Genomic DNA, 13,644 nt, shown 5'->3' with positions numbered 1-13,644 from the left:
GCAATGGACGGGGAGGATATGGACTGGCTTCTGGCTCTGCTGGGCGGTTATCTTCTCGGATCGGTGCCGTTCGGGCTCCTGCTGGCGTTGGTCGCCGGCAAGGGTGACATCCGCAAGATCGGCTCGGGCAACATCGGCGCCACCAACGTGCTGCGCACCGGAAGCAAGGGTTTGGCGGCGGCCGTCCTGCTGCTCGATGCGGCCAAGGGTTTTGCGGCTGTATATCTGGCTTGGCGCTGGCTGCCTGAGGTCGCCACGCTAGCGGCACTCGGCGCCGTCCTTGGCCACTGTTTTCCCGTATGGCTCAAGTTCAAGGGCGGCAAGGGCGTGGCGACGACCTTCGGGGTGACACTGGGTCTCGCCCCGATTCTGGGCTTGGTTTACGCCGTGGTGTGGCTGGCGATGCTCGGGATCACGCGCATTTCCTCGCTCGGCGGCATCAGCGCGGCGGTGGCGGCTCCGGTTGCCGCGGCGATCCTGGGGCGCATGGAGTTCGTGCCGGTCCTTGCGGCAATCGCCTTGATCGTGACCTGGCTTCACCGCGAGAACATCGCTCGCCTTCGTGCCGGGACTGAACCGAGAGTCGGCCGCAAGACATGAATGCACCGGTCACGCTGGGACAGGAAGAGGCCTTTGCCCGCATCCGGTTGCTGCGTTCGCCTAACATCGGGCCGGTCAGCTACGCCCAACTGCTGCGCCGGTTCGGAAACGCCCAGGCTGCGGTCGAGGGGCTGCCGCAACTGGTTGCGCGCGGAAAGAAGGATTACCGGCCTGTGCCGCGTGACCGGATCGAGCGCGAGGTTGCCGCGGTCCGGGCGTCCGGGGCACGGTATCTGTTTCACGATATGCCGGGTTATCCCGCACTGCTTCGCGAAATTGAAAGCGCTCCGCCGATTCTCACGGTGCGCGGAGACACCCACCTCGCCGCAAGACCCTGCGTGTCGATCGTCGGTGCACGCAATGCCTCGGCGGCGGCGGTCAAGCTGGCGCGCGAATTCGCCTATGCTCTGGCGCGCGAGGGCTTCGCGGTCGTTTCGGGTCTCGCTCGAGGGATCGACGGCGCGGCGCACGAAGGCTCACTGCCCGCGACGATCGGCGTGATCGCAAGCGGCATCGACATCGCCTACCCACCGCAACATTCGAGCCTGCAGGAGAGGATCGCCAACGAGGGCCTCCTCTTGGCCGAACAGCCCCCTGGTACCGAACCCCGCGCCAGCCATTTCCCGAGCCGCAATCGCATCATCGCCGGGCTCTCGCTGGGCACGCTAGTTGTAGAGGCCGCACCAAAGAGCGGTTCGCTGATCACGGCGAGGCTGGCCGGCGAAGCGGGACGCGAGGTCATGGCTGTTCCCGGCAGCCCTCTCGACGCGCGTAGCCATGGATGTAACCAGTTGATCCGGGACGGCGCGGTCCTGGTGCAGACGCCCGAGGACGTGATTGAATTGTTGCAGGGGTTCGACGGCCATCCGAGATCGAGATTTCGCGAGGCACAGCCCCATTTCGTTGCGGCCGATGACGAGGTCCTCGCCGATGAGCCAGCTGATATTTGCGGATTGCTGACGACGGTGCCGGTTGGCGTGGACGAGCTGGTGCGCCAAAGTGGCGAGAGTGCGGGCGCCGTCCAAATGGCCCTGCTCGATCTCGAAGTCGCCGGAAGATTGGTCCGACACGCCGGTGCACGGGTTTCGCTGGCTGGGTTGGCGGATCGCCGGGCTGAATGAGATGTGATTTTCTAGCTGATCTAACGCAAGGGGTGCGGTGATCACACGAACGATCGATGGGGGGAATGATGAGGAACGCAGCCACTTTTTCGGGAATATTTCAGGAGCTGGTCTCGCTCATCGGCGATGCCAGGCGGGACGTGGCCGTTTACACGCTGGTGGTGGGTGGGCTCACCGCGATCGGTGTAGTGTTGGGTCTGACAGAAACCTCAAGCGGTACGATCAGCTATGGATTTTCGGTGGACGCGAACGACACTCCGGCAAGCGCGTTGTTCGAATTAGTCGCCGCGGTGGTGAGCATCGTCGCCACCTACGTCCTGCTCACCCGTTACCTTGCCGCAAGGGGGCAGCTCCAGAGCGAGGAAGGCCGCTTCTGGCCCTATCTCGGCATGGCCATAGTCTCGATGATCGCGGCGTTCATTGGCCTCATTTTCCTGATCATACCCGGCGTCATCTTGTTGGTTCGCTGGTCGGCCGCATCTGGCTACCTGATTGGCGCTCGACGCGGCGTTTTCGAGTCATTGTCAGCGAGCTGGCACGCCACCAAGGGGAATGGCTGGGCCATCTTCTTCGTGTCTCTCGTCCTGCTTTTCGGCTTCGGCGTGATTGTCGTCCTCGTCTCAGGGGTCTTCACGCTCGCCGGCGAAACTGTCGGGGGTATCATCTCGTCCTTTGTCGAGGCCGCAGTCAGCGGGGTTTACGCTGGCCTGGGTATCGCCATCTACTCCTTGGTGCATGACGAGGCAGGCGAGCTTGACGAAGTCTTCGCCTGAACGCGCGGCTTGACGAACCCGGTCACGCCCCATCACCCTCGCGCGTGTACGCGTAAGGAATGCCAATAACCCATGCAACTTGTCATCGTTGAATCCCCCGCCAAGGCGAAAACCATCGAGAAGTACCTCGGCAAGGACTACAAGGTCCTCGCTTCCTATGGCCACATTCGCGACCTGCCGCCGAAGGACGGTTCGGTGCGGCCTGAAGAAGGTTTCGCGATGGATTGGGAGACCTATCGCGACAAGGTCTCGCGAGTGAAGGAGATTTCCGACGCGGCGAAGAAGGCCGACCGTCTGATCCTGGCCACCGACCCTGACCGCGAAGGCGAGGCGATTTCCTGGCACGTTCGCGAGCTGCTGGCGAAGCGCAAAGCGCTGCCCAAGGAAGTCGAGCGCGTCACTTTCAATGCCATTACCAAGGACGCCGTCACCCAGGCGATGGCGCATCCGCGTCAGCTCGATACCGATCTTATCGACGCTTACCTCGCGCGGCGCGCGCTGGATTATTTGTTCGGCTTCACTCTCAGCCCGGTGCTGTGGCGCAAGCTTCCCGGAGCCAAGAGCGCGGGCCGCGTGCAATCGGTGGCGCTGCGCCTGATCGTCGACCGTGAGCGCGAGATCGAAGCTTTCGTGCCGCAGGAGTATTGGTCGGTCGTTGCAAAGATGCAGCACGACGGCACCGAGTTCGACGCCCGCCTTGTCACCTTCGACGGCCTGAAGCTCGATCGCCTTTCGATCGGCGACAAGGGCACCGCAGATAAGGCGAAGGCCGCCGTCGAAGCGGGCCGTTTTACGGTTGAGGGTGTCGAGACCAAGCCGCTTAAGCGCAACCCCGCGCCTCCGTTCACCACTTCCACCCTGCAGCAAGAGGCCGCGCGCAAGCTCGGCTATTCGGCCAGTCATACGATGCGCCTGGCGCAGAACCTCTACGAAGCGGGCGCGATCACCTACATGCGTACCGACGGTGTGCAGATGGACGGCAGCGCCATCAGCGCCGCTCGAAAAGCGATTACGGAGCGCTTCTCAGGCCACTTCCTGCCGGAGAAGCCCCGTCTCTATCAGACCAAGGCCAAGAACGCTCAGGAAGCGCACGAGGCGATCCGTCCGACCGACTTCAACCGCGATCGCGCCGGTTCGGGCGACGAGGCCAAGCTCTACGACCTCATCTTCAAGCGCGCGATGGCGAGCCAGATGGCCGCGGCGAGCCTTGAGCGCACCACGGTCACGCTGCGCGATCCGACCGGTCGCCACGAACTGCGCGCCACCGGCCAGGTGGTGAAGTTCCCGGGTTTCCTCGCAGTCTACGAGGAAGGCCGCGACCAGAAGGGCGATGACGATGAGGATGAAGGTCTGCTGCCGGTAATGCGGCAGGGCGATGCCCCGGCCAAGCTAGGCGTCGAGGCCGATCAGCATTTCACCCAGCCGCCGCCGCGCTTTTCGGAGGCGAGCCTGGTCAAACGGCTCGAGGAACTCGGCATCGGCCGCCCGTCGACTTATGCCTCGACCATTCAGACGCTGCGCGACCGCGAATATGTCCGCACCGAAAAGAACCGCTTCTTCGCGGAGGACTCCGGCCGCCTGCTCACTGCGTTCCTCGAACGCTTTTTCCCGCGCTACGTCGGCTACGACTTCACCGCCGAGATGGAGGAAGAGCTCGACGACGTCTCCGGCGGCCGCGCCGAGTGGAAAGCGGTGCTCGAAGAGTTCTGGCGCGACTTCAAGCCCAAGAGCGACGAGGTCATGGAGCGCAAGCCCTCGGAAGTGACCGAGGTGCTCGACGAGTTCCTGTCCGACTACTTATTTCCCCCCAAGGCGGACGGTAGCGATCCTCGCGCTTGTCCGAAGTGTCTGGCAGAGGGCCGAACCGGTGGTCACTTGTCCTTGCGCGGGGGCCGTTTTGGCGCCTTCATCGCCTGCTCGAACTACCCTGAATGCAGCTTCCGCAGGAAGTTCGGCCAACCTGCCGAAGACGGTGCAGAAGACGACGTCATGGGTACCGACCCTGAAAGCGGCCTACCGGTCACTCGGCGATCCGGTCGCTTCGGGCCTTATATTCAGCTGGGAGAGGGCAAGGACGCCAAGCGTGCTTCCATTCCCAAGGACTTGCCGGACTTCGATCTCGACTGGGCGCTGCGCCTGCTCAGCCTGCCACGAGAGGTGGGACTGCATCCGGAGACGGGCAACCCGATTACCGCGAGCATTGGCCGGTATGGACCCTACCTCGCGCATGATGGCAAATACGCCAAGCTTGGCGGCACCCGTGAGGTGTTCGAGACAGGCATGAATGCAGCCGTGACCTTGCTCGCCGAAGCCGCCAATCGCGGCGGCGCGGCGCGCGGCAGCGGGGCCAAGGCAGAGCCGATCAAGACGCTCGGTGCTCACCCGACCAGCGGTGGAGAGATCAAGGTCATGCCGGGCCGTTACGGTCCTTATGTCACCGACGGGACGACCAACGCCACCTTGCCCAAGGATGTGAAACCGGAGGACGTGACCGAAGAGCAGGCCATCGCCCTGATCGACGCTCGCGCTGCCAAGGGACCGGCGAAAAAGAAAGGCGCGCGGAAGAAGGCACCCGCCAAGAAAGCGCCCGCGAAGAAATCGACAAAGGCCAAATCATGAGCGAACGATTCGAGCGTCATCGCCAGCCCTGGACTTCAGAGGAAGTCGGTAAGCTCAAGACCCTTGCCGGGAAAGGCAAGGGTTTGAAGGAGATCGCCAAGGCCCTTGGGCGCACCGAGGAGTCGACCAAGGAACGCGCCAAGATTGATGGGATCGGGATCGCCTAGAAGCGGTAGGGCTTCGGCTTCGTCGCCGTCAGGATTGTGGCAAGGGGTTGAATAGGCTCGGCCATACGGTCAAATGGCTGCGATGCCCACCGAGCCCGACCTTCACCAGCCCGACGGCCTCCCTAAACCTCGGCGCTGGTGGGCGATTGCGGCGATAAGCTTCGGGACGGCACTGCTGGTGCTCGACGGGGCGATCGCCAACGTTGCTCTCCCCACTATCGCGCGCGACCTTGGGGTCAGCAACGCGGCGGTGACCAATGTCGTGGCCATTTACCAACTGGTCCTCGTCATGGTGCTGCTGCCGTTCTCCAGTCTGGGCGACCGGATGGGCCACAGGCGGCTCTACCAGTACGGGCAGGCGCTTTTTCTCGTATCGTCGGCGCTCTGCCTCTTCGTCGGCGATTTCCTCGTCCTGCTGGCGCTGCGTGGGCTGCAGGCGATTGGGGCGGGAATGGCCTTGAGCGTTTCGGCGGCGATGTTGCGGCAGATTTACCCGGCGCGGCAGCTTGGCAGCGGGATGGGCGTGAACAGCGTGATCGTCGCCTCCTCTTCGGCCCTGGCGCCTACACTGGGCGGGTTCATCGTCGGGCATGCGCCCTGGCAATGGGTGTTCGTCGCCGCGGCACCCTTGGCGCTTGTCTCGCTGCTGCTGGGAAGGGCGCTCCCCGAACCCGTGCGCAAGCCTCATCCGCCCGAGTGGCTCAGCGGACTATGGAGCGCCGGGACCATGCTTCTGCTGATCGGCGGAATGCAGCTGGCGACGCACGAGAACGCGGTTATCGGCACATCTCTGGCGATTGCAGGTGCGGTCTCGTTGCTGCTGCTAGTGCAGCGGGAGAAGTCCCGCAAAAACCCAGTCGTCCCGGTGGACCTCTTGGCGAAGCCCGTCATCGGCCTGTCGGCGCTAGGCGCGATAGCCTGCTTCATTGCGGCGGGGTCGCTGATGCTTTCCCTCCCGTTCCGGCTCGAGGAGGGCATGGGCTACGCGCCGGAGGAAGTCGGCCTGCTATTGCTGCCCTTTCCGCTCACGATGCTGGTCGTTGCTCCCCTGGCAGGCTGGATGAGTGACCGCATCGCCCCGACCAAGCTCGGTGTCACAGGTATGGCTATCGCTATCGCGGGCCTCCTGCTGGTAGCCTTCATGCCCGACAGGCCGGGCGAGTTCGGCATCGGTTGGCGCCTCAGTTTCACGGCGCTGGGCTTCGGCCTGTTCTTCGCCCCCAATTCTCGCCTGCTGATCGGCCAGGCCCCGCGCGAACGGGCGGCGGCGGCGGGCGGTCTGCTCTCCACCTCGCGCTTGCTGGGGCAGACGATGGCCGCCGTGACTGTCGGCATCCTGTTGGCCAGTGGGGCAGGGCTAGGACCTACGCCGTTGTTCGTGAGCTGCGCGCTGGCAGTGGTCGCGGCGTTGTGCAGTTTGGCCCGGTTCGTCAGCGTGACCAAGTCCGGTGGGACGATGGCGACGCTGCGCAAAACCTAGCGGACCCAGTCGAGCCCGATCTCCTCGAAGATCTCCCGGCTCTCGGCCCATTTTTCGTCCACCTTCACATGAAGGAAGAGGTGGACTTTCACTCCCAGAATCTCGCTCAGCTCCGTGCGCGCAGCTTCACCGATGGCCTTGATGCGTGCGCCCCGCTTGCCGAGCACGATCGCGCGCTGGGTTTCGCGGCCGACGACGATCTGCTGGTGGATCTCCACGCTGCCGTCCTTGCGGACCTGGTAGCTCTCCGGGCGTACTGCGCTGTCATAGGGTAGTTCCTCGTGAAGCTGGCGGTAAAGCTGCTCGCGAGTGACCTCGGCGGCGAGGAGGCGTTCGCTGGCGTCGGAGACCTGATCTTCGGGATAGTGCCACGGGCCGTCGGGCATCAGGCCCGCCAGGTGGGCTTTAAGCTCGGGCACACCGTCGCCAGTGAGGGCCGAGACGAAAAAGATCTCGGCGAAATCGACCTTGCCGGCGAGATCCTGGGCCAGGGCCAGCAGCGGCTCCTTGGCGCTGGCATCGACCTTGTTCACCACAAGCAGCTTGCGCTCCGGACGGTCCCTGAGCGCTTCGAGCAGAGGCTCCAGCTCGTGCCGACGCTGCTTGACCGGGTCGACCACCAACAAGACGGCGTCGGCTGAGACGGTGCCCTCCCAGGCAGCGCTGACCATCGCGCGGTCGAGCCTGCGCCTGGGCTCGAAAATGCCCGGCGTATCCGCGAGGATAATCTGCACTTCGCCTTCCAGAGCGATGCCGAGCAGGCGGGCGCGGGTGGTCTGCGCCTTGGCGCTGGTGATCGCGACCTTCTGGCCCACGAGCTGGTTGACCAGCGTGGACTTGCCGGCGTTCGGTGCGCCGATGACCGCCACCACTCCGCACTTCTGACTCACCCGTATCTCTCCATGAATTGCCGTGCCGCCTCGGTCTCGGCTTCCTGCTTGCTGCTGGCGGTCGCTTCCACCTCGCCCACGTTCCTTACGCTTACCCGAACGGTAAACCTCGCCGCATGATCCGGGCCCGAGCGGCCGACCAGCTTGTATTCGGGAGGCTTGCGCTGGTTACCGGCCGCCCATTCCTGCAGCGCGCTCTTGGGATGCTTGGATCGACCCGCGCGCCCTTCGATCACCGGTTGCCACAATTGGTGGACCTTGTCGCGGGTGGCCTGAAAACCACTTTCGAGAAAACTGGCGCCAAGCAGCGCTTCCATGATGTCTCCGAGGACGTTGTCGCTGTCGGCTGCGCCATCATCTCGCGCTTGCTTGCCGAGGAGGACGTGGTCCGGGACGCCGATGGTGCGGGCGACCTTGGCGCAGGACAAGCGGCTGACCAGAGCATTGAGGCGCTGGGCCAGTTCGCCCTCGGAACCCTCGCTGTTGCGGTAGAGCCACTCGGCAATCGAGAGGCCGAGCACCCGGTCACCGAGGAATTCGAGCCGCTCATACTTGCGCGCGGCCCCGGTGCTGCCGTGGGTCAGGGCTTCGAGCCACAAATCCGGATTCTTGACCTCGAAACCAAGGCCATCCAGCCATCCACGCGCTTCGTCGGCTAGCGAACTCAAATCGCGCGCCCTATCCGGTCCCAGCGGGCGGCGGTGAACCACGTCCAGGGCTTGAGCCACTCCGCCGTGCCGTCGGTCGAGAAGAACATGAAGCTCGCCCGGCCGACCAGGTTTTCCTGCGGCACGAGGTCGATCCCGCGCTGCGCGATGGCGGGGAAGCGGCTGTCGAGCGAGTTGTCGCGGTTGTCACCCATCAGGAAAAGGCGGTCCTCGGGCACGACCACGGGCGGCGTGGTGTCCTGCGGCTTGAGGCCAAAATCGAGCACATTGTAGCTGACGCCGTTCGGAAGCGTTTCACGGTATTGCGGATAGCGGCAGGCGAAAGTGCCGTCGGCCTGCCGTTCGGTGAAGCGCACTTCGGCGCAACCACCATTCGGGCGGACCGGGATCACGAAGTCCGCAACCTTCTGCTTCTTCACCGGGACGCCGTTGATGTGGAGCACGCCGGCGACCATCTGCACCTGATCGCCCGGCAGGCCGATGACGCGCTTCACGTAATCGGTGCGATCGATCGGGTGCTTGAAGATCACGACGTCGCCACGCTCGGGCTGGCTGCCGAAGATACGTTCGCCGTTGTTCCAGTCGATCGGGAGCGACGCTCCGGAATAGCCATAGGGCCACTTGGCCGCGAACAGGTAGTCGCCGACGAGAAGGCGCGGCATCATCGACTCGCTGGGAATTGAGAAGCTGGTGAACAGAAACGTCCTGAAGATCAGGACGACCACCACCAGCTTGATCAGGAAGACGAGGAAGCTGTCCTCTTTCTTTTCCTTCTTCGTCTTGGCCGGCCCAGGCGCGGTTTCGGCAGGTTCAGTCGTGACGGTGGGGGCGTTTTCGCTCATTGGCCTGCTACCGAAGTTGACACAGATGGCACAGTCCGGCGCAATGGCTGCCAGTCCTGGCTAGGATCGATGCGATTGCGTTGGCCTGTCATGGGGCGAGGCCTTAGCCGCTAAGCCCGATTTTAGGAAAGGGGAAACACCGTTGAGTGACAGCCGCAAGCAGGCCTGGCAGGCGCTGAGGGAGCAAACCGTGGAAACGCTGGCAACGCTTTTTGCCGCTGACCCGGGCCGCCTGGCCAAGCTATCGGCTCGGTTGGAGATCGGCACGGGCGGGGTGCTGTTCGATTGGTCCAAGACCCATCTGACCGACGGTCTGCTCGACGGCTTCGAAAGTCTCGCAGAAGCCTCCGGTTTCAGCGAAATGCGCCGGAAGCTGTTTGCCGGCGAAGTGGTCAACCCGACGGAAGGCCGGGCTGCTGAGCACTCGTCGCTGCGCGGCGTGGGCAAGGAAGCCAGCACAGAGGAGGCCGCGGCCTTGCGCGCGCGGATGCAGTTGCTGGTCGAGGCGATCCACGAGGGAGCTCTGGGCGAGGTCCGGCACCTGATCCATATCGGCATCGGCGGTTCCGCCCTTGGCCCGGCCCTGGCGGTGGACGCGCTGGCGCGCGATTTCGCGCTGGTTGACGTTCATGTCGTCTCGAATATCGACGGCGTCGCGCTTGAGGCGGCCTTCGCGGCGTGCGATCCCGCGACCACGCTAGTGGCCGTCGCCAGCAAGACCTTCACCACGATCGAGACGATGACCAATGCCACCAGCGCGCTCAAGTGGCTGGCCGACAATGGCGTGATCGACCCTTATGGCCGGGTGATCGCGCTCACAGCGGCGCCCGAGAAGGCGGTCGAATGGGGGGTCGACGAAACGCGCATCCTACCTTTCGCCGAAAGCGTCGGCGGGCGCTATTCGATCTGGTCGTCAATCGGCTTTCCTGTGGCTATGGCCGTGGGCTGGGAGGACTTTCAAGCGATGCTCGACGGTGCGGCGGCCGTCGACGTGCACTTCCGCGATACCGACGGGCGTGCCAACCTGCCGCTTCGCGCTGCCTTTGCCGACCAGCTTTATTCGCGCCTGAGGGGCGCGCAGACCCGTGCGGTTTTCGCTTATGACGAGCGTCTGCGATTGCTGCCAAGCTACCTCCAGCAGCTTGAGATGGAGTCCAACGGCAAAAGCGTGACGGCAGAGGGCAAGCCCGTTGAGGGCCCGACGGCGCCGATAACCTGGGGCGGGGTGGGTACGGACGCCCAGCATGCGGTGTTCCAACTGCTCCACCAGGGCACGCACCTGGTGCCGGTGGACTTCATCGCCAGCATTGCGCCCGGCGACGAGCTCGATCCGGCCCATCATCGGATCCTGCTGATGAATTGCTTCGCCCAGGGAGCTGCGCTGATGGCCGGAAAGGACAGCGATGACCTAGCTCGCGCCTATCCCGGCGACCGCCCGAGCGCGACGATCCTGGTCGACGACCTCGACGCGGCCACGCTCGGCGCGCTGATCGCGTTTCACGAGCATCGCACCTTCGCCAATGCCGTCCTGATGGGGATCAACGCCTTCGACCAATTCGGCGTAGAATTGGGCAAGGAGATCGCCCGAAAGATCGAAAAGGGCGGCGAAGGCTTCGACGCTAGCACCGAAGCGCTGCTGGCGGCGGCGGGTTTGGGCTGACGCACCGTGAACCTTCCGCCGGTCATCCTGTCCCTTCTTCTGGCCGGATGCTCGGCGGCGGCTCCCGCGCCGAACGAAAATCCCCTCGTTGGAGCCTGGGACCTTCACGAGTACTCCGACACTCCGGAAGGCGGGGCGCCGATTCACGCCTTCGGCAATCCGCCGGTCGGTCTGTTCGTGTTCACGGACGACGGACACGTGTCGATCAGCTTCATGCGAAATCCGCCCGGAGAGGATGAAGCCTTCGTCGATCCCGACCCGGACACATGCATTCCCGCCTGGTACTGCTCGTACTTCGGAACCTACGAATACGATCCCGCAGGCCAGAGTTGGACCGCGCATGTGATGGGGGGCAACATCCCAAGTTACGTCGGTACCGACCAGACCCGCGACTTCGTGATCAAAGGTGATACGATGACGATCGCCGATACCTACGAGGTCAATGGAGTGAGATACCAAGCCAAGCGGGTGCTGCGGAGACGGTAAAGGTCGCGCGGACGTGCCCGATGTCAAAAGCGCGCTAGCTGCAGGGGAGATGGACATGAAACGTGTATGGCTCACCGGAGCCCTGGCCGCCGGCTTGCTCCAGGCTTCACCGGCGACGGCGCAGGACGTCGCTCCTATCTTGGGAACCTGGGCCGTCGACGTGACCAAGCTGCCTGTTCCGCCCGACGCGAGGCCGAAAAGCGTCATGATCACGTTCAGCGACGTGGGCGATGGCAAGTACCGCTCCAACGTCGACATCATCCTCGCCGATGGCAGCGAGAGCCATGGCGTGGCGATCTATCCGCTCGACGGATCCGCCGCACCGGCGACCGGAAGCAATGAGGCTGACACCGTGGCCGTGCGAACTCCGGAGCCCAACGTGTTGGTCATGGCCCTGAGTAAGGGCGGAGTGCCCGGTTCGATCCGCATTTACACCGTCGCTCCAGACGGCAACTCGCAGACCGAAACCGCGGTCCACTACAACGAGAACGGCATCCCGGTGATGCGGACGAACTACTTCACGCGCGTGCGTTAGGCGCTCGGCTGAGGTGCCTCGTGGGCGGGCATCGGGAGCAGCAGGCCGATCAGCGGCAGGATGACCATTCCAGCGCCCGAAGCCATCAACGCGCTCGCCACGCCGTGATCCTCGGCGAAGTGGCCCCAGAGCCAGCTACCGAAAGCGATCCCGCCAAAGGTGACCGCGCTCGCCAGGGCTACGATTCGTCCGACCACTTCGCGCGGCGCCCATAGCTGGGCGGCGACCGAGAAGCCGGATAAGGCCTGGACCCATCCCGCACCGGCGAGGACCAGTAGCGCGACCATGGCGCCTAGGCTCGGTTGCAGCGCTACTCCCACGCACGCGAGGCCGTAGATCAGCCCGGCCGTCCGGGTGATGGCCTCGGCGGAATAGCGGGCCCGGAAGAAGGTGGCGCTTGCCGCCCCTATGACGGCACCGGCGCCAAGCGATCCGAGAAGCACGCCGTAGACGGTCGAACCGCTGTGCAGGATGTCCTTCGAGACCAGGGGCATGAGTGCCCAGGCGGCCGCACCTGTCATGGTGAAAGTCAGGGCGCGCAGCAGGATTGTGCGGATCTGTGGCGTGGTCGCCGCATGGCGCAGTCCCTCGGCGATCATCGAGCCCAATCGACGCCGGTTTTGCGGCAGGACCTGCGTTGGGCGCCAGCGTAAATAGATGGCGATCGCGAGCAGGTAGCTCGCGGCATTGACCAAGAATGCCGCCGTCGAACCTCCAAACGAGACAATCGCGCCGCCCATGGCGGGGCCAACCGTCCGGGCGGTGTTGAAGATCAGGATATTGAGCGCCACGGCAGCGGCCAGCTCGGTGCGCGGGACGGTGCTGCCGATCGATGCCCCCATCGCCGGGCTGAAACAGGCGATCCCGCAGGCGAGCAGCGCGGTCAAGATAAGTACCGGTGCAGCCGGAGCGTTGCCCGACAACGCCAGCCAGGCGAGTACTAGCGAGATCATCAGCATGGCAACCTGCGCGGTCAGGATGATCCGGCGGCGGTTGTGCATGTCTGCCCAGGCTCCAGCGGGGAGGGCGAGCAGCATGATAGGCAAGTTGATCGCCGTCTGTACTAGCGCCACGATATCGGCAGGCTCACCGCTTGCGGTGAGCAGCCAGGACGCACCGACCGACTGGATTGCGTTACCGAGATTGGTCAGCAACACCCCCGCCATGGCGAGCGCGAACATGCGATGGGCGAGCGGACTGAACGTGGCGGATTTGGTCATCGGCCGAAGCGGATAAACGGGACGATCATCGGCACGCGAGCGCGATATTGTTCGTAGCCGCCAAGCTGGCCTTCGAGGAAACGCTCCTCGACCCGGGCCTTGAGCGCGAAGCCGAGCGAGAACAAGACTACGCCAAACAAGGCCCAAGGCGTTCCACGCAAAACAGCCATGGCCAGCACTGCCGCGATGAGGCCGGTATAGATCGGATGCCGGACGAGCGCGTAGGGACCACTCTCGACCACGCGATGATCGGCCATGCGCTCGACGCCCCCAGACCACAGCTTCCCGAGATGTATCCGCGCCCACCAAGCTAACAGGAAGCCGCCGGCCGTCAGGGCTATCATCGACCAGCCCAACATCGGATTGACGGGCCACCAGATTGGACCGGACAGACGCGGCAGCCCATTGAAGATCAGAAAAAATCCCAGGACGATGACAGCGAAGTGAAGGCGGTATTCGCGGCGCGGCGCCTTGACCGTGGGTCGGCTTCGCCAGAGCGCGGCGATGTGCCAGGAAACGAGCCAGACGGCCCATAACCCGAGGGCGATTTTGATGAAGTCCCCACGCATTTCCCCGGGTCATA

General features: G+C 64.2%; 14 protein-coding genes. 9 read left to right on the top strand and 5 right to left on the bottom strand.

Annotated elements, in window-relative coordinates; all coding sequences use genetic code 11:
- Positions 1–18: 18 nt before the first annotated feature.
- The 6 genes from plsY (at position 19) to KK137_RS06685 (ending at position 6,760) form a co-directional block, all read left to right on the top strand.
- The gene (gene plsY / locus KK137_RS06710; protein ID WP_214535382.1) at positions 19–600 is read left to right on the top strand and encodes a glycerol-3-phosphate 1-O-acyltransferase PlsY; all 582 of its coding nucleotides are present in this window, start codon (positions 19–21) and stop codon (positions 598–600) included.
- On the top strand, positions 597–1,721 hold the full coding sequence (gene dprA, locus KK137_RS06705; RefSeq protein ID WP_214535381.1) for a DNA-processing protein DprA: 1,125 nt from the start codon (positions 597–599) through the stop codon (positions 1,719–1,721). Before plsY ends, dprA begins: the two co-directional genes overlap by 4 nt.
- 68 nt (positions 1,722–1,789) lie before the next feature.
- Positions 1,790–2,494, top strand: a complete 705-nt coding sequence (locus KK137_RS06700) for a hypothetical protein (protein ID WP_214535380.1) — start codon at positions 1,790–1,792, stop codon at positions 2,492–2,494.
- A 72-nt stretch (positions 2,495–2,566) separates the two neighbouring features.
- Positions 2,567–5,113, top strand: a complete 2,547-nt coding sequence (gene topA / locus KK137_RS06695) for a type I DNA topoisomerase (RefSeq protein ID WP_214535379.1) — start codon at positions 2,567–2,569, stop codon at positions 5,111–5,113.
- Entirely contained in the window at positions 5,110–5,280 is a 171-nt protein-coding gene (locus KK137_RS06690) for a hypothetical protein (protein ID WP_214535378.1), read from the top strand. Before topA ends, KK137_RS06690 begins: the two co-directional genes overlap by 4 nt.
- 73 nt (positions 5,281–5,353) lie before the next feature.
- On the top strand, positions 5,354–6,760 hold the full coding sequence (locus KK137_RS06685) for an MFS transporter (RefSeq protein WP_214535377.1): 1,407 nt from the start codon (positions 5,354–5,356) through the stop codon (positions 6,758–6,760).
- On the opposite strand, the gene era is transcribed toward KK137_RS06685, so the two are convergent.
- The 3 genes from era to lepB are packed head-to-tail and all read right to left on the bottom strand — an operon-like array spanning position 6,757 to position 9,160.
- Complete coding sequence (gene era / locus KK137_RS06680) at positions 6,757–7,650, bottom strand: GTPase Era (RefSeq protein WP_214535376.1); 894 nt, start codon at positions 7,648–7,650, stop codon at positions 6,757–6,759. The genes KK137_RS06685 and era overlap by 4 nt on opposite strands.
- Positions 7,647–8,318: a ribonuclease III gene (gene rnc / locus KK137_RS06675; protein WP_214535375.1), complete on the bottom strand. Its 672-nt coding sequence runs from the start codon at positions 8,316–8,318 to the stop codon at positions 7,647–7,649. The genes era and rnc overlap by 4 nt, the downstream gene beginning before the upstream one ends.
- Entirely contained in the window at positions 8,315–9,160 is an 846-nt protein-coding gene (gene lepB, locus KK137_RS06670) for a signal peptidase I (RefSeq protein WP_214535374.1), read from the bottom strand. Before lepB ends, rnc begins: the two co-directional genes overlap by 4 nt.
- A gap of 142 nt (positions 9,161–9,302) precedes the next feature.
- Between lepB and pgi the strand changes: the two genes are divergently transcribed.
- The 3 genes from pgi to KK137_RS06655 are packed head-to-tail and all read left to right on the top strand — an operon-like array spanning position 9,303 to position 11,841.
- Entirely contained in the window at positions 9,303–10,820 is a 1,518-nt protein-coding gene (gene pgi, locus KK137_RS06665) for a glucose-6-phosphate isomerase (RefSeq protein WP_214535373.1), read from the top strand.
- 6 nt (positions 10,821–10,826) lie between these two features.
- Entirely contained in the window at positions 10,827–11,306 is a 480-nt protein-coding gene (locus KK137_RS06660) for a lipocalin-like domain-containing protein (protein ID WP_214535372.1), read from the top strand.
- Positions 11,307–11,361: 55 nt separating this feature from the next.
- On the top strand, positions 11,362–11,841 hold the full coding sequence (locus tag KK137_RS06655) for a hypothetical protein (protein ID WP_214535371.1): 480 nt from the start codon (positions 11,362–11,364) through the stop codon (positions 11,839–11,841).
- On the opposite strand, the gene KK137_RS06650 is transcribed toward KK137_RS06655, so the two are convergent.
- Complete coding sequence (locus KK137_RS06650; RefSeq protein ID WP_214535370.1) at positions 11,838–13,061, bottom strand: MFS transporter; 1,224 nt, start codon at positions 13,059–13,061, stop codon at positions 11,838–11,840. The two genes, KK137_RS06655 and KK137_RS06650, sit on opposite strands and share 4 nt — an antisense overlap.
- Positions 13,058–13,630, bottom strand: coding sequence for a methyltransferase family protein (locus tag KK137_RS06645; RefSeq protein ID WP_214535369.1), 573 nt, complete (start codon positions 13,628–13,630; stop codon positions 13,058–13,060). Before KK137_RS06645 ends, KK137_RS06650 begins: the two co-directional genes overlap by 4 nt.
- Between the last annotated feature and the right edge of the window lie 14 nt (positions 13,631–13,644).

Source organism: Croceibacterium selenioxidans (assembly GCF_018599195.1).
GTDB lineage: Bacteria > Pseudomonadota > Alphaproteobacteria > Sphingomonadales > Sphingomonadaceae > Croceibacterium_A > Croceibacterium_A selenioxidans.
The sequence above is the reverse complement of the archived record's forward strand: the minus strand, read 5'-3'. Positions and strand labels throughout refer to the sequence as shown.

Bases quoted from the DNA above. Each gene is read 5' to 3' on its own strand.
- KK137_RS06685 (WP_214535377.1), top strand. From the start codon at position 5,354: ATGGCTGCGATGCCCACCGAGCCCGACCTTCACCAGCCCGACGGCCTC.
- KK137_RS06650 (WP_214535370.1), bottom strand. From the start codon at position 13,061: ATGACCAAATCCGCCACGTTCAGTCCGCTCGCCCATCGCATGTTCGCG.
- KK137_RS06645 (WP_214535369.1), bottom strand. From the start codon at position 13,630: ATGCGTGGGGACTTCATCAAAATCGCCCTCGGGTTATGGGCCGTCTGG.
- KK137_RS06700 (WP_214535380.1), top strand. From the start codon at position 1,790: ATGAGGAACGCAGCCACTTTTTCGGGAATATTTCAGGAGCTGGTCTCG.
- plsY (WP_214535382.1), top strand. From the start codon at position 19: ATGGACTGGCTTCTGGCTCTGCTGGGCGGTTATCTTCTCGGATCGGTG.
- topA (WP_214535379.1), top strand. From the start codon at position 2,567: ATGCAACTTGTCATCGTTGAATCCCCCGCCAAGGCGAAAACCATCGAG.
- dprA (WP_214535381.1), top strand. From the start codon at position 597: ATGAATGCACCGGTCACGCTGGGACAGGAAGAGGCCTTTGCCCGCATC.
- KK137_RS06690 (WP_214535378.1), top strand. From the start codon at position 5,110: ATGAGCGAACGATTCGAGCGTCATCGCCAGCCCTGGACTTCAGAGGAA.
- KK137_RS06655 (WP_214535371.1), top strand. From the start codon at position 11,362: ATGAAACGTGTATGGCTCACCGGAGCCCTGGCCGCCGGCTTGCTCCAG.
- lepB (WP_214535374.1), bottom strand. From the start codon at position 9,160: ATGAGCGAAAACGCCCCCACCGTCACGACTGAACCTGCCGAAACCGCG.